8 protein-coding genes are annotated in these 17,468 nt (G+C 36.1%); all 8 read right to left on the bottom strand.

The window, feature by feature from the left end; all coding sequences use genetic code 11:
- On the bottom strand, window positions 1–9,666 hold a 9,666-nt coding region (locus DNC80_RS02235), incomplete at its 3' end, for a DUF11 domain-containing protein (RefSeq protein ID WP_220485195.1).
- Between the two features lie 597 nt (window positions 9,667–10,263).
- Window positions 10,264–10,980, bottom strand: a complete 717-nt coding sequence (locus DNC80_RS02230) for a DsbA family protein (protein ID WP_182648836.1) — start codon at window positions 10,978–10,980, stop codon at window positions 10,264–10,266.
- A gap of 153 nt (window positions 10,981–11,133) precedes the next feature.
- Window positions 11,134–12,501 carry an NADH-quinone oxidoreductase subunit N gene (locus DNC80_RS02225; protein ID WP_182648834.1) on the bottom strand — a complete coding sequence of 456 codons (1,368 nt, stop codon included), beginning with the start codon at window positions 12,499–12,501 and terminating at the stop codon, window positions 11,134–11,136.
- Between the two features lie 122 nt (window positions 12,502–12,623).
- Window positions 12,624–14,063 (bottom strand): NuoM family protein, encoded by a 1,440-nt coding sequence (locus tag DNC80_RS02220; RefSeq protein WP_182648832.1) that lies wholly within the window; start codon window positions 14,061–14,063, stop codon window positions 12,624–12,626.
- 82 nt (window positions 14,064–14,145) lie between these two features.
- Entirely contained in the window at window positions 14,146–16,026 is a 1,881-nt protein-coding gene (nuoL, locus tag DNC80_RS02215) for an NADH-quinone oxidoreductase subunit L (protein WP_182648830.1), read from the bottom strand.
- A gap of 6 nt (window positions 16,027–16,032) precedes the next feature.
- Window positions 16,033–16,353, bottom strand: a complete 321-nt coding sequence (gene nuoK, locus DNC80_RS02210) for an NADH-quinone oxidoreductase subunit NuoK (RefSeq protein ID WP_066079401.1) — start codon at window positions 16,351–16,353, stop codon at window positions 16,033–16,035.
- 1 nt (window position 16,354) lies between these two features.
- Window positions 16,355–16,867 (bottom strand): NADH-quinone oxidoreductase subunit J, encoded by a 513-nt coding sequence (locus DNC80_RS02205; protein WP_144893352.1) that lies wholly within the window; start codon window positions 16,865–16,867, stop codon window positions 16,355–16,357.
- Complete coding sequence (locus DNC80_RS02200) at window positions 16,867–17,412, bottom strand: NADH-quinone oxidoreductase subunit I (protein WP_086453184.1); 546 nt, start codon at window positions 17,410–17,412, stop codon at window positions 16,867–16,869. The genes DNC80_RS02205 and DNC80_RS02200 overlap by 1 nt, the downstream gene beginning before the upstream one ends.
- Window positions 17,413–17,468: the final 56 nt, after the last annotated feature.

Below are 17,468 nucleotides of genomic sequence, written 5' to 3'. Positions count from 1 at the left end.
TACTGCTATTGGTGCGTCATCATTAGCAACGATTGGATTGGCAACTACAATTGTTACACTAGCTTGATCACAGTTTCCTGGTGGTGCTGGTGTGGCTCCTACTTCACAAATCTCATATACTACTGTATACGTTCCTGATGGTGTGTTAGTATTTACCGTAATAGTTCCATCTCCATTTAAAGTCAATCCTGCTGGAACAGTGATACCACTTAAGGTTACGTTTCCTGGATTAGTTCCAATAGTTGGGTTTAATACGCCATCTAAAGTATCATTGGATAATATATTTGGTGTAGTGTCACCTGCAGTTACTGCTACTGGTGCGTCATCATTAGCAACGATTGGATTGGCAACTACAATTGTTACACTAGCTTGATCACAGTTTCCTGGTGGTGCTGGTGTGGCTCCTACTTCACAAATCTCATATACTACTGTATACGTTCCTGATGGTGTGTTAGCATTTACCGTAATAGTTCCATTTATATTCAATGTTAATCCTGCTGGAACAGTGATACCACTTAAGGTAACGTTTCCTGGATTAGTTCCAATAGTTGGGTTTAGTACACCATCTAAAGTATCATTGGCTAATATATTTGGAGTACTGTCGCCTACAGTTACTGCTACTGGAGCGTCATCATTAGCAACGATTGGATTGGCAACTACAATTGTAGCAGTTGCTTGCTTGCAATTTATTGGGCTTGCCCCTATTTCACAGATTTCATATACTACTGTATACGTTCCTGATGGTGTGTTCGCGTTTACCGTTATCGTTCCGTCTGAATTCAATGTTAATCCTGCTGGAACGGTTACCCCTGTCAAGCTTACTTGCCCTGGGTTGGTTCCGATTACTACTGGATTGCCATTTAAAGTATCATTGGCTACAACACTTGATGTGCTGTCTCCGGTGGTTACAGCTATTGGCGTATCATTATTGGCAGCAATTGAGTTGGTAACTTCCACTGTAGCAGTAGCTGTATCGCAATTTGAATTTGCAGGCGTTGTTCCAGATTCACATAACTCATATGTAATGGTGTAAGTTCCAGTTGGGGTATTAGCCGCCAAGGTTACTATTCCATCCGCATCAATACTTAATGGACCTGTTGTTAATGGAGTAACATTCGTATTAATAGTTGTTACTAAAACTCCATTTAGTGTATCATTGACTAATACATTCAATGCCGTAATAGTAGTATTACTCGATGAAATGCTCACAGATGGATCGTTTACAGCATCTATACTATTAGCTACTACTACCGTTACAGTAGCCGAATCACAATTTGCTGGTGTTACGCTTAATCCTGTTGATGAATCAGCCTCACACAATTGGTACGTGATACTGTAGCTTCCACTTGGGGTATTAGCCGCAACGGTTACTATTCCGTTTGCATCAATACTTAATGGACCTGTTGTTAATGGCGTTACATTCGAATTGGTAGTTGCTACTGCAACTCCATTTAGCGTATCATTTGTTAATGCATTTAATGCAGTAACAACGGCATTATTAGAAATAACTGTTACCGATGGGTCGTCTATGGCATCGATTGGATTTAAAACTGTTATTGTAGCGATAGCACTAGTACAATTTGCTGGAATGACATTCAATCCTGTTGAAGGATTGGCTTCGCACAGTTCATATGTTATGGCATAGCTTCCACTTGGAGTATTTCCTGCTAACGTTAATACCCCATTTGAATCAATACTCAATGGACCTTCAGAAACTGGGGTTACATTGGTATTAGTTGGTGTAACTTTAACATTATTTAAGGTATCATTATCCGTTACATTCAATACTACTTTTGGATTTACTCCTGCATTTATTGCTGCTGGAGTATCATCATTGGCATTAATTGGATTTAAAACTACAACTGTTGCGGTAGCAGTTGTACAATTAATAGGATCTGCTCCGGTTTCACATAATTGATAAGTAATACTATAGATTCCTGAAACTGTATTAGGAGCTAGAGTCAAATTCCCATCTGCATCAATACTCAATGGACCTGTAGTTATAGGTGTAACATCTGTATTAGCTGATGTAACTGCTATTCCATTTAAATTATCTGCTCCATTACCGTTATTAGCTAATACATTTCCAACTGTTGTCGCCACTGTAGTACTTGGAACTTGTGTAGCAAATGTATCGTCAAACGCATTAATTTGATTACTAATAAGAATTTTTGCATTTGCAATATCACAGTTTGATGAATTTATCTTTTCACATATTTGGTAAAAAACCATATAGGTACCTGAAACCTGTCCAGGAGGAACTGTAATTGTACCATCACTATTAAGTACAAAACCTGCTGGTGCTGTTCCACTTAAAGTTAATACAACATCTGCCGGATTTAAAATAGTTCCATTCAGAGTATCGTTGTTCAATACTGAAGTGGTGGTTCCACCAATTCCACCAGTGTAGGGTACTGCTGTAAAATCATCAACAATGGCATCTACTGCAGCTTGTGAAACATTTACAGTTACTATAGCTGTACTACAATTAGCTGGTGAAGAACCTATTTCACATATTTGATAGGTTAACGTTTGAGTTCCTGCAGGAGTACCTGGCGCTATTGTAATGGTACCATCTGGATTTAATGTTAATGTAGGATTTGAGACTGTTGTTGTTAAAATTACATCGGCTGGATCAACTGGTGGGATTCCACTCAAGGTATCATTCCCTAAAACTGAACCAGTTGTAGCTCCTGGAAGCCCTCCTGTTGTATCTGGATTTGCTACAATAGCATTTAAAACTACTATTGTGGCTGTGGCTGTTTTACAATTTGCAGGATCTGCTCCCACCTCACATATTTCATAAGTAATGGTATACGTCCCAGAAGGTGTATTTGCTGCCAAAGTGATATCGCCATTACTTGCTATACTTAATGGTCCTGCTGTTTGTGGCGTAACATTAGTATTGGCATCTGTAACGAAATCTCCATGCAGAGTATCATTAGCTGTAACATTTAAAACAACTTTAGGAACTGATGATGTAGCTACTGCTGCCGGTGTATCATTTACTGCAACCAACAGATTCTGAACTACAACAGTTGCTGTAGCTGTATCGCAATTGGCTGGACTCGCTCCTATTTCACACAATTGGTAGGTGATGGTATAGGTTCCAGATGGTGTATTAGCAGCTAATGTTACATTACCATCAGCATCTATACTTAAAGGCCCTGTGGTAATTGGCGTTACATCCGTATTTGACCCACTTACTAAAACAGTATTTAGAGTGTCATTGCCTGTAACATTTAAAATGTTTGTAGGGGTCGCGCCACTAGCTACCGTTATTGGACCGTCATTTACAGCATCGATTGGATTTAAAACCACTACTGTAGCAGTTGCGTTATCACAATTAGCTGGTGTTACGTTCAATCCTGTTGATGAATCAGCCTCGCACAATTGGTACGTGATGCTGTACGTTCCACTTGGAGTATTAGCCGCAAGGGTTACTATTCCGTTAGCATCAATACTTAATGGACCTGTTGTTAAAGCAGTTACATTCGTATTGGTTGTAGTGGCTGCTATATTACCTAATGTATCATTGGCTAATACGTTTAATGCTGTTACAACCGTATTGTTTGATGCAATAGTTACTGATGGATCATTTACGGCATCGATTGGATTGTTTACCACAACTGTAGCTGTAGCAGTATCGCAATTTGCTGGGCTTACATTCAATCCTGTTACTGGATTGGCTTCACACAATTGGTACGTGATGCTGTAGCTTCCACTTGGGGTATTGGCCGCAACGGTTACTATTCCGTTTGCATCAATACTTAATGGACCTGTTGTTAATGGCGTTACATTTGTATTGGTTGTAGAAGCTGCTATGTTACTAAGTTCATCGTTATTTAATACATTCAATGCAGTTACAACGGTATTGTTAGAAATAACGCTTACCGATGGATCGTTTACGGCATCGATTGGATTTAAAACTATTATTGTAGCGGTAGCAGTATTACAATTTGCTGGAATCACATTCAATCCTGTTGAAGGATTGGCTTCACACAGTTCATATGTTATTGTATAACTTCCGCTTGGAGTATTTCCTGCAAGCGTTAACACCCCATTTGAATCAATACTCAATGGACCTGAAGAAACAGGCGTTACATTGCTGTTAGTTGGTGTAACTACTTCTCCATTCAAGGTATCATTATCCGTTACATTCAACACTGTTATTGGATTTACTCCTGTATTTACTGCTGCTGGAGTATCATCAATGGCATCAATTGGATTTAAAACTACAACTGTTGCGGTAGCAATTGTACAATTAATAGGATCTGCTCCAGTTTCACATAATTGATAAGTAATACTGTAGGTTCCTGAAACTGTATTAGGAGCTAAAGTCAAATTCCCATCTGCATCAATACTCAATGGACCTGTGGTTATAGGTGTAACATCTGTATTAGCTGATGTCACTGGTACTCCATTTAAACTATCTGCTCCATTACCGTTATTAGATAATATATTTCCAACTGTTGTCGCCACTGTAGTACTTGGAACTTGTGTAGCAAATGTATCGTCAAACGCATTAATTTGATTACTAATAAGAATTTTTGCATTTGCAATATCACAGTTTGATGAATTTATCTTTTCACATATTTGGTAAAAAACTATATACGTACCTGAAACCTGTCCAGGAGGAACTGTAATTGTACCGTCATTATTAAGTACAAAACCTGTTGGTACCGTTCCACTTAAAGTTAAGACAACGTCTGCCGGATTTAAAATAGTTCCATTCAGAGTATCGTTGTTCAATACTGAAGTGGTGGCTCCACCAATTCCACCAATATAGGGTACTGCTGTAAAATCATCAACAATGGCATCTACTGCAGCTTGCGAAACATTTACAGTTACTATAGCTGTACTACAATTAGCTGGTGAAGAACCTATTTCACATATTTGATAGGTTAACGTTTGAGGACCTGCAGGAGTTCCTGATGCTATTGTAATGGTACCATCTGGATTTAAAGTTAATGTAGGATTTGAGACTGTTGTTGTTAAAATTACATCGGCTGGATCAATTGGTGGGATTCCACTCAAGGTATCATTCCCTAAAACTGAACCAGTTGTAGCTCCTGGAAGCCCTCCTGCTGTATCTGGATTTGCTACAATAGCATTTAAAACTACTATTGTGGCTGTGGCTGTTTTACAATTTACTGGACTTGCTCCAACTTCACATATTTCATAAGTAATGGTATACGTCCCAGAAGGTGTATTTGCTGCCAAAGTGATATCGCCATTACTTGCTATACTTAATGGTCCTACTGTTTGTGGGGTTACATTAGTATTGGCATCTGTAACGAAATCTCCATGTAAAGTATCATTAGCCGTTACATTTAAAACAACTTTAGGAACTGTTGCTGTAGCTACTGTAATTGGCCCATCATCTACTCCAATCAACGGATTCTGAACTATAACAGTTGCTGTAGCAGTATCGCAATTGACTGGACTTGCTCCAGTTTCACACAATTGGTAGGTGATGGTATAGGTTCCAGAAGGTGTATTAGCAGCTAATGTTACATTACCATCAACATCTATACTTAAAGGTCCTGTGGTAATTGGTGTTACATCTGTATTTGATCCTGTTACTAAAACAGTATTTAGAGTGTCATTTCCTGTAACATTTAAAATGTTTTTAGGGGTTGTTGTTGCAGCTACCGTTATTGGATCATCATTTACAGCATCAACTACGTTTACTGGAACTGGTGTACTTGTTGCTGTATTATTTGCAGGTGTTGGATCAGCTTCGTTGGCTGAGATGGTTGCTGTATTAGCATAGCTACCTGTTGCATTTACCGTGGCTACAACTTCTAAAGTAGCAGAAGCTGCGTTCGCTAAACTTCCAACCGTCCATATTCCTGAAACGTCATCATAAGAACCAACGGATGCTGTTGCACTCACAAAGGTATAACCTGCCGGCAATTGATCATTCACAACTACAGAAGTTGCTGAACCAGGACCATCATTATTTATTGTTAAGGTAAAAGTTACGTTACTTCCAACATTTGGAGTAGCATTATTTACAGTTTTAGCAATTCTCAAATTGGCAAAACCATCTATAAAATTTCTTCCCGTAATTGACTGAAAACCAAAAACAGAATTACCTATAATATTGTCGTTTGCGCCATCAACATCTGAAACATTCGAATAACCAGCTAAATTAGTTTGCGTAATTGTATAGGTACCTAAACTAGCAACTGGAATCACAAACGAGTAATTACCCGAAGCATCTGTTGTAGTAGTTTGATTGCCTGGTCCTGTTAGGTTTATCGTAGATCCTGCAATTCCTCCAGCACCTTGTAAAGAAACATTACCACAAACTAAGGGCGCACTCAAAACTGTTGTTACCCTTCCTGGATAAGTAATCTCTTTAAAATATAGGGAATTAAGCCTAGCTACAGTAGTTCCTCCTATAGCACCCATTGTAACTTGAATTGAAGAACGATTCTCATAATAGCTTGTGTAGGCAAAACTAGGCGCCACACCAATACCCGCTTGCACTGCAGGAGTAGTTGCAGTACCTCTAAAAGTTGTTGACGTTGTTGTATATGTTAAACTGGTTGGACTTGAGTTGAATGTTGCATCAGGCAAAGACATCTCAACATATTCTCTTAAATTTGCATTATCACCATCAATGTCCAAAGCTGATGCATAAAAATTCAAAGGCACTGGATTAGCTACAGTTCCTCCGGCGGTAACAAAATTGATTGTAAATGTAACGGCAACTGGATTCCCGCCGTTTGTTAATATAGAGGGTTGAAAAGCCGAATCAAACCCATCAACACCTTCAGTTACTGCTGGAATATCAATATCCTGGATGGTTGGTGTACCTCCTACACCATTAAACGCAGCCACTGTAACTAAAGCGTCAACACCTGCTGTTACATTTGCAAAACGATACACGTCACCCACATTAGCAACACCGTTATTACTACCTGAATAAAACACTGCATTTTCAAAACTTAAATTGGCTATTGTTGTTGGCGCGTTACAAGCCCTTTGCGAAGAGGAATCAAATGGAACTGCAGTATATGTTGACGTATTGTTCCCTGGTGTTGGATCGACTTCGTTTGCTACAATGGTTGCTGTGTTAGCATAATTACCAGTAGCATTAACTGTTGCGACTATAGATAAAGTTGCGTTGGCTCCATTAGCTAAATTGCCAATTGCCCAAACACCTGTTCCATTATTATAGGTACCTGCAGAAGGTAATGCACTAACAAAGGTATAACCCGTTGGTAGTAGATCATTAACTCTAACGTTCGTTGCTGCACTTGGCCCTGCATTAGTTGCAGTTAAGTTAAAGGTAATAGTGCCACCTACTTTTGGTGAAGCAGTACTTCCTGTTTTAGCAATTCCTACATTAGATAGAGGAACTGGAACTGGTGTACTAGTTGATGTATTGTTGCCTGGTATTGGATCTGCTTCGTTAGCTTTAATGGTTGCAGTATTTGCATAACTTCCAGTTACCTTTACTGTGGCTGTTATCGTTAACGTTGCTGTTGCACCATTCGCTAAATTGCCAATGGACCAAATTCCCGTTCCACTTGCATAGGTTCCTGTGGCTGTTGATGCACCCACAAACGTGTATCCTGAAGGTAAAACATCAGTTACTACAACACCAGTAGCCGCATTTGGTCCTGCATTATTAGCAGTTAAAGTAAAAATTACATTGGTCCCAACATTTGGTGTTCCATTATTTACTGTTTTGGTAATACCTACGTTTGCTTGTGGAACTAATACTGTTACTGTAGCGGTTGTACAATTAATAGGATTTGCTCCAGTTTCGCAGATTGTATAAGTAACCATGTATGTTCCTGCTGGAGTGTTAGCTGCAAGAGTTACATTACCATCGGCATCAACTAAAATGGGTCCCGTCGTTATTGGAGTGACATCCGTATTCGTTGTTGTTACTGCAACTCCGTTTAGAGTGTCGTTCGTTAATACCGTTCCTAATGCTACTGGATTAGTACCTGAGGGTGACACAAATGAATCGTTTGTTGCAATTAACGATATAAATTTTGCCTCTAAGCTTGTCAAACTAGCACAAACATTACTAGTATTTTTGACTATAGCTCTGTATTTATAACCATTCATCGCAGCAGTAATTTGACTAACCCCTAATGTAGCTTCTGTTGCGTTGGCATATGTTGGATTAGAACCACCATTATTGATATTCTCCCAACCCGCGCCAGCACCTTTATCTACTTGCCACTGATATGACATACCTGTTGTTGTACCAACAGCAGCTGAATAGTCAGGCACTCTATTTGAAGTCGTTCCGGTGTAAGTAGTAGTACTTTTTACATTGGCTACCACAGTAAAAGTTGCAGAACCATTTACTACTGAAAAACTATCTGATGGTTGTGACGTTATAGCTACTAGTGAAGCCGTGATAACATTTGTATTTGTACCGCTATAACTAGCAGCATTTACTTTGCCATCAGCAGCAACTCCTGAAACATTCGTTGGATTAGTAGAATTATACGGAGCTACGATTCCACCATACGTTCCATCACCATTAGTATCTGTTCCTGATAAAGCATAAGCTTCATTAGCATCTACGCAACCATCATTGTCAGAATCAGTATCATAAGCGTCTGGCGTGCCATCAATATCGTGATCAAAATTATCATTTACACCATCTCCATTAGAATCAACATAACCCGGAATATTAGTGTCTCGATAATTTGCAATTCCATCTCCATCCTGATCACCATCTGGCGAAAGACCTGAACCATTTCCTTCTGATGTATCCAAAATACCATCATTATCATCATCTAAATCAATACTGTTTCCAATTCCGTCACCATCATAATCCAATAAATCTAAAGTTAATTCGCAAGCAAAACCGTCATTTGAATTTGAAGGTGACGCAATAAAGACTTTTTTAAGTGTAGTGGATGCAGAATTTGCTACATTATCAATACGATAAATACCTCCTGAACCATTGTTAAATGCATAAAAATTACCACTAAAGTCCTGCCAAGCCGCACCGTAACCCGTTCCTGACGGAGGAATATTGTCAAGTGTTGAATCAACTGTTAATGAACGAACTGTAGAAACACCTGTAGCTAAATTTATGGCGTATAAGTTTGTGCCCGTTATACCATAAATCACATTATTTAACAAAGCGTAATCAGCGCACGCTACAAATGTACCAGTTACCGGAGTTTCAGTTACTGCCACAGTAGTGGTAGATGTAGTAGACAACGATAATCCATTAACGTTAAAACTAATTATTTTACTATTGTTTACAAAACCTACTTTATTTCCCTCTGCAAACAAGGTGTTACTGAAATTAACTAAAGTTCCGCTTAACTGGATAGTTCCGACGTGTTTGTAATTATTGGCCGGATCATAAACCCTTACAGTATTTGAGCCTAAACTACTATATACATATTGAGTGACATAGTTATAAGCACTATTACTGGCACTTGAATTGTTTACACCTTCCAATTCTGCTATTGTAGAAAAAGTTTGCGTAAACTGATTGTATTTTTTTACCTCTGTTTTCAGAGTAGTTGCATTACCTACGGTTTGATAAAACGTAAGCACGGGACCACATAGAGGCTGTGCCTTTACAATTGCTCCGCTAAACAATAACAGTACAATAAAAAATTGTATCGCAATTGTTTGAAAAAAATGCAGTGAAATAAATTTATTCAAAAAGTATTTTTTTTTCATATGGTCTAACTTTATGATGTAAACAAAAAAATAAATGATGGTATTAAATAATGATATTAAAATTTACGTTAAAACACTGTTAACGGTTTTATTAGAAAATGCAAAATTAAAATATAATTTAAGCATTCAATACTAGCCTAGTATAAATTAGATGAAAGAGCTTTTAAAACCGATAAAATACGTCAGAACCCCTCTAAAAAATGGGGATTGCAACGTCCAGTATAATCAAAAAATAAAGAAACGCCTACATATTTAATCTTGGCCTCTTAACTTAGTGGAAAAAACTGATACAAACAATTACCTTTAGATTGGCAATAAACATAACCGTAGTTAAATTTAAAATTCAACATTTTGAACCTACATTTTTTTCGATGAATAGCACAAAAGTATCGACAGATGCGTCTTAATTGTAGAGCAACTAAGTAAAAATTAAAATACAAAATAAGGCATGCCAATCGTGAATTACAAATTCAGCTATTTTGTATCGCTTATACATATTAAGAAAATCTATATCTAGTACCAATATTCAAAAAAAAGGCTGTCATTACTGACAGCCTTAATTACTTCTTGAAAAAAGTTTTAATCGCAACCTTCAACTCCACAACTATTGCCCTCGTTATTACTTAGAACAGTAACTTTAAAATCAAACGCACCTTCATCCCAAACTTTTTGAAGTGTTTTTAAAAAGGTTTCCTCATGCTGTGCGCCAGATATGGCATACTTGGCATCGAATACAAAAAAGGGAACTCCTTGAACACCGATGTTTTGCGCCTCCAACATGTCTTTTTGCACTTCATCAGCAAAAGCATCTGTTTGTAAAACTTCATCAATAGATTCTGAATTCAATCCTACTTCAAGCGCCATATTTTTTAACGCATTAAGATCATTGATATCTTTACCATCTGACAAATATCCTCTAAACAACAACTCTTTCAAAGCATCGGCACAATTGAACTTTTTGGCTAAATGCAATAACCGATGTGCATGCTGAGAATTAGCCATGATAGCTTTTTCAAAATGAAAATCTAAACCAGAATTCTTGGCGTTTTGAGTCATACTATCCAGCATTTCTTGAGCCCAAACTTCATCTTTTTTATATTTTTCAGCTAAATGTTCTACTAAACTATCATTGGCAGAAGCCACAAAATTAGGATCTAGTTGAAAACTTTTCCACTCAATTTCGACAGCATCTTTGTGCTCGAAATTTTGCAAAGCACCTTCTATTCTTCTTTTTCCAATGTAACAATACGGACACATGATATCCGACCAGATTTGTATTTTTAAAGTATTTCCCATAATGTTATATTTAGAAAGCGATTATGTAATTTGTATATACAAATTTATAAAAATATATCTAGAGCCAGCATAGTTATAACGTTAAGGCATTCATAAAAAAAACCATCAAAATTACTCTTGATGGTTTTTAGTATAATTGAAAGACTTGACTTTTTACAAAATATCTAAAACTAATGAAGGAAATAAACCTAAGGCAATATTTAACACAATAGCACTAACTGCCACGGCATAAATAATTACTGGAGTTCCTTTTCGCTCTTCATTAGCATCTTTAGTATACATGGCTAAAATTAATTTGAAGTAATAGCCCACACTTATAATTGAGTTCACAACTGCTACAATTACTAAAGCCAAATAACCCGCTTGAATGGTTTCACTAAACAAAACTAATTTTGCAAAGAAACCTGCAAAAATAGGAATACCAGCCATAGATAACAATGAAGCAGTAAGGATTGCAGCAAGTATTGGATTTGTTTTACCAAGTCCATGAAAATTTACAATATCCTCGTTATCTCTATTTTTACAAACATATAGCAACACACTAAAAGCAGCCATTCCGGCAAGAGAATATGCTGAAGCATAATACAACAAGCTACCTGCAGAAGTAGAAAGGCTTAACAAAGTCATTAACATAAAACCTGCATGAGATATCCCCGAAAAAGCAAGCATACGCTTTACATTAGTTTGTCTCAATGCCATGATATTACCCACAGTCATAGACGCCATAGATATAACAACTACTATTATTTTGAATGACTCTGTCATGTCTGCATTCAACACAGAAAGTAATTTATACAAAGTAGCCATTGCCACAACCTTTGCTAAGGTACTCATTAACGCAGTCGTTAATGCTGGTGAACCCTCATAAACATCAGGTGCCCAGAAATGAAATGGAACAGCTGCCACTTTGAACAACATTCCAATAGTAAGCAATACAATACCAATAGGAAACCAAACTGGTAATTCCGCAGAACGAGAAAGCTCAGAAATTTCAATAACATCAAAACTACCCATTGCGCCATATATCAAACAAATTCCAAAAAGAATAATCCCAGAAGCAAAAGATCCCATCAAGAAATACTTCATTCCAGCTTCATTACTTTTTAAATTCATACGATCACTAGCAGCAAGAATATAAAGAGCAATTGATAAAACTTCGATCCCTAAAAAGAACATTGCAAGATTCCCAAAAGAAACCATAGCTACCGCACCAGCTAATAAGAAAATTTTAATAGCAATAAAATCGGAAATTTTAGATTGGTGATTTTCATAAAAATTATGACCTAAGGCAATTAAAAAAATTGTCAAAACAATAAACAAACATGAAAACGCAGATGAGAATGTACTTACTGCAATCATATTGTTGTAATAACTTTCGGCCGTATTAAACTCAGAAACTGTTAAGCCCAAAACTGCTAATAAACCCAATATAGAAATTGGTACAATTGCTTTTCTAAGGTTAAAAATTTCGAACAAAAGGCATAAAACACCTAATCCTATTATAGCTATTAATGTATTCATTTGTTGATTGTTTGATTTAGGATTTACACAATAGAATGAAAAAACAACTAATGTTAAAATCTATAAACCTAATTAATTTGTATTTCTTTTATTTTGATCTAAAATGTTATGCTTCTTGCGTACTAATACCTTTGCGTTAACAAAAGAATTTGTTCTAATGCTGGTGTTATCAAATCATTAATTGGTTTTGGATACATCCCAAAAAAGAATAAAACACCAACTATAATTAACAACGATACGGTCTCACTTGCTGTAACATCTGTAAAAACTTTAGAGTTAGTTTCACCCAACATAGCGTGTTGAAACATTTTTAACATGTAGTAAGCCCCTAATATAATTGTAGTACCACCTACAATTGCAAACCAAATATTTACTGTGGACAAACTATATAAAACTGTGAACTCACCTATAAAGTTAAACGTAGTAGGCAACGCCACCGATGCTAAAACTAAAATTAAAAACAAAGAAGTAAATTTTGGTGCTTGTACACGAATACCTCCCATTTCTGAAATTACTCTTGTTTCATATCTTCTAGAAATGATTTCAGCAACAAAAAACAAACCTACCACAACAAACCCGTGAGCAATCATTTGTAAAATTGCACCTCTAAAACCATCAAGATTTAAGGCATAAGTTCCAGAGGCAATCAAACCAACGTGTGCCAAAGAGGAATACGCTAATAATTTTTTTAAATCTCTTTGTTTTAATGCTACGATAGAACCATACACAACTCCCACAAGCCCTATACCAATAAGTAAGTATTTGTACTCATGAGCCGTAACTGGTGCTAATGGTAATTGCCAACGGATCACACTATACAAACCCATCTTTAACATGATACCTGACAAAAGCATGGTTCCTACAGTTGGAGCTTTTTGATACACATTAGCTTGCCAAGTATGGAAAGGTATTAAAGGAATTTTTATAGCATACGCCAAGAAGAAGGCTAGAAAAATCCAAAATTGCTCTGATCTCGATAAATTTAAAGCATAAAGATCTTGAATTAAAAAACTACCAGCTTTTTGGTACAAATACACAAAAGCCACTAACATAAACAAAGATCCTGCTAAGGTATAAATGAAAAACTTTACAACAGCTTTTTTACGTTCATCAGAATTACCGTTACCCCAAATAAGAGCTATAAAATAAATAGGCACTAACGCTAATTCCCAAAAGATATAATAAAGCAATCCATCAGAAGCTAAAAAGGTACCCACCATAGCAAAGGACATAAACAAGACCAATGCATAAAAAGATTTCGAGTTTTGATATTGATTTCCAAATGATGAAAAAATAATAATAGGTGTCAAAATAGTAGTTAATAATAACATCACTAAAGACAATCCATCTGCAGTTAATGCAAAAGAAACTGCTGGCTTACTAATCCATGGACTTATAAAATTAATATTTACACCAGCATTATATTGATTGAGCAACACAAAAGAAGCTACAGCTGAAACTAACCCAAAAAACAAAGCTACTTTTGAAGCTAACTTATTTCCAACTAATAAGGTTGCAAAGGCACCAATCAAAAGTATAATTAAAATTAGAGATACGTTCATTTGAAAATTTTTAATGATTTCAAAAGCCACTCATCATGACTTTTAAAAGATATTTAATATTACTGAAATTTATAATCTAACACTAAACCAGAAACAAGTAGGATACAATAGCACACAATCCTAAAACAAAAACAAAAAGATATAATCCAATACTTCCACTTTGAATTTTTTTACCTTGGTAACTGATTTCATTTGTTACTTTTCCAAAACCGAAAACAATTGCTGATAATCCCGTTTCTACGGTATCTCTAAAAAAGCGAGATAATACATTAATTGGCTTCACAAATAACAAATCATATCCTTCATCAACATAATATTTGTTATAAAGTACTTTTGCAAATCCAGTGATGCTTTCATCTGAAGTAGGAACCGAATTTTGTTTGATATATTTACTGTAAGCGATTCCTATTCCTACCAATCCACCAACAACAGCAATTGCCATTAAAATGTATTCTGTAGTTCCAAGATGGTGTTCTGCGGCAGCTAATTTTGGTAAAATTGGAATCAAATAATGATTCAACCAACTGTTTCCAGGCAAACTAATCACACCACCAATTGTAGCTAATATTGCTAAAATAACTAAGGGTGCAGTAATTAATGCAGGACTTTCATGCAGATGATGCTTTTGTTCAGCAGTACCTCTAAATTCTTTGTAGAATGTTAAAAACATCAAACGGAACATATAAAATGCAGTCATTATAGAAGCAATAGAAGCAACTACCCATAACGGGATATTATGATGGAATGCTACCAATAAAATTTCGTCTTTCGAGAAAAAACCAGAGAATAATGGAACTCCAGATATTGCTAAAGAAGCAATCAACATGGTTGCAAAAGTAATGGGCATTGCTTTTTTCAATCCACCCATGTTGCGCATATCTTGCTCTCCGTGCAATGCATGAATAACTGATCCTGAACCTAAAAACAAACAAGCCTTGAAAAAAGCGTGCGTAATCACATGAAAAACCGCAACTTCATAAGCTCCTAAACCTAATGCTAAGAACATCAAACCTAACTGCGATACCGTTGAGTAGGCCAATACTTTTTTGATATCATTTTGAACTAAACCAATAGTGGCAGCAACAAGAGCTGTTGCAGCACCTACTATAGCTATGACATGTTGTACTTCAGGCAACAAATCAAATACAAAATTCAATCTAGTAATCATGAATATACCAGCAGTTACCATGGTAGCAGCATGTATTAATGCTGAAACTGGTGTTGGTCCTGCCATTGCATCTGGCAACCACGTATACAAAGGAATTTGTGCCGATTTACCACAAGCACCTATAAACAATGCAAAACCTGCTACTGTTAACCAATATAAATCAAGATTAGTTGCTCCAGCAATTGCAGTTTTTAAAGTGGTATAATCTAGTGTCGAAAATAAATTACCTACAATAAATATCCCTATCAATAATCCTAAATCACCAATACGGTTCATGATGAATGCTTTCTTAGCTGCATCATTATATTCTTGGTTTTTATACCAAAAACCAATTAGCAAATACGAACAAAGCCCTACGCCTTCCCAACCGATGAACATGACTAGTAAATTACTTCCTACAACAAGTGTGATCATAAAAAATACAAACAAATTCAAATACGCAAAAAACTTGTGCATATTTTCATCGTCATGCATATAACTGATAGAATACAAATGAATCAAAGAACCAATTCCTGTTACAAAAAGCAACCATAAAATAGAAAGTTGATCTAATAAAAATCCGAAATCAACTTTAAAATTACTGATTTGAATCCAATCAAAAAGTGAAATTTGAAAGCCATTTGGCTGCGCAGCATTTGCACCAAAGAAAAAACAAGCAGCAATAAAAGAAATGAAAACTGCAAGCGTACCTACAATTCCAGAAACTGTTTTACCTAGGCTTTTGCCAAAGAAAACATTAATTAAAAATCCTAAAAAAGGAGCGAGAACTAAAACTAAAGCTATATTGGTATTCATTTCCATTTATCCTTTTAAGTTTTTTAAATTATCAATTGTAATCGAACCTAAATTTCTAAAAATAGAAACTAGAATGGCCAATCCTACCGCAACTTCTGCAGCAGCAACTGCCATAGAGAAAAACACAAAAACCTGTCCTTGCGCGTCTTGATGGTATGTTGAAAAGGCAACAAAAAGTAAGTTAACGGCATTCAGCATAATTTCAATTGACATAAATACAATAATAGCATTTCGTCTGTACAACACCCCAAAAACACCAATACAAAAAAGTATTACGCTCAGGAAAATATAGTTTTCTATACCAATGTGGTTTAAAATATTATTCATTTTATTTTTGCAATTTTTCTTTTTTAGACAATAACACAGTTCCTATCATCGCAACCAATAGTAATATAGAAGCAAATTCAAACGGAACCATATATTCATTCAAGAGTATTTTACCCAATACTTTAATAGATTGATAATCTTCACCCGTAGTTACATACTCCCCTACAATTGGTTTTGAATTGATAAAAATCGCAATCAGTACTAAACAAATCAAACAAAAAGAAACAATTGCTCCCAATCGTGTAATTCTTGGTCGGTGAACTTCCTTCTCCTCGTTCAGATTCATCAACATGATCGTAAACAAAAACAAAATCATGATAGCTCCTGAATATACAATCACATGTACTATGGCCAAGAATTGCGAGTTTAATAACAAATAATGACCTGCAATAGAAAAGAAACAAATCACCAAATAAATAGCACTGTGAATTGGGTTTCTACTAAAGATGGTTAAAAAAGCAGTTGCTAAAGTGATAGCAGCCAATACACAAAAAATTATAAGTATTGTAGACATTAGTTAGCGTTTTTTAGTTGAGCATTTTGAATTGCCATTTCAAGCGGCATCACTAGTTTATCTTTACCAAAGATAAAATCTTCTCTCTCATAACTAGCTGGAACAAGAACTTTAGATGTGGTTAGGTAAATTGCGTCTTTCGGACAAGCCTCTTCGCACAACCCGCAAAAAATGCAACGCAACATATTGATTTCATATATCGAAGCATATTTTTCCTCACGGTATAAGTGTTTTTCATCCGCTTTTCTTTCCTCAGCTTTCATCGTGATGGCTTCAGCAGGACAAGAAAGAGCACACAAACCACATGCTGTACAATTTTCTCTACCTTGCTCATCTCGTTTCAACATGTGCTGTCCACGATACACCGGACTCATTTTTCTTACTTGCTCAGGGTACTGAATGGTTACTTTTCTAGTAAATAAATGCTGGATTGTAATTATCAATCCCTTGATAATCGCTACAAGATACATTCTTTCCCAAAAAGTCATCTCTTTGTTAGAGACTAACTTTTTTCTTCCCGATAAGGATATACTTTCTATTGACATTTTTTATTTTTATTTGAAGCTTAATCCTGCTATTCGTTTCAATCTTTTTGTTTTTA

This window comes from Flavobacterium sp. SOK18b (assembly GCF_014156605.1).
Taxonomy (GTDB): domain Bacteria; phylum Bacteroidota; class Bacteroidia; order Flavobacteriales; family Flavobacteriaceae; genus Flavobacterium; species Flavobacterium tiangeerense.
The sequence above is the reverse complement of the archived record's forward strand: the minus strand, read 5'-3'. Positions and strand labels throughout refer to the sequence as shown.

Excerpts from the sequence above, each read along its gene's own strand:
- DNC80_RS02205 (WP_144893352.1), bottom strand. The coding sequence starts at position 16,867 with ATGTCTACAATACTTATAATTTTTTGTGTATTGGCTGCTATCACTTTA.
- DNC80_RS02225 (WP_182648834.1), bottom strand. The coding sequence starts at position 12,501 with ATGAATACATTAATAGCTATAATAGGATTAGGTGTTTTATGCCTTTTG.
- DNC80_RS02200 (WP_086453184.1), bottom strand. The coding sequence starts at position 17,412 with ATGTCAATAGAAAGTATATCCTTATCGGGAAGAAAAAAGTTAGTCTCT.
- DNC80_RS02220 (WP_182648832.1), bottom strand. The coding sequence starts at position 14,063 with ATGAACGTATCTCTAATTTTAATTATACTTTTGATTGGTGCCTTTGCA.
- nuoK (WP_066079401.1), bottom strand. The coding sequence starts at position 16,353 with ATGAATAATATTTTAAACCACATTGGTATAGAAAACTATATTTTCCTG.
- DNC80_RS02230 (WP_182648836.1), bottom strand. The coding sequence starts at position 10,980 with ATGGGAAATACTTTAAAAATACAAATCTGGTCGGATATCATGTGTCCG.
- nuoL (WP_182648830.1), bottom strand. The coding sequence starts at position 16,026 with ATGAATACCAATATAGCTTTAGTTTTAGTTCTCGCTCCTTTTTTAGGA.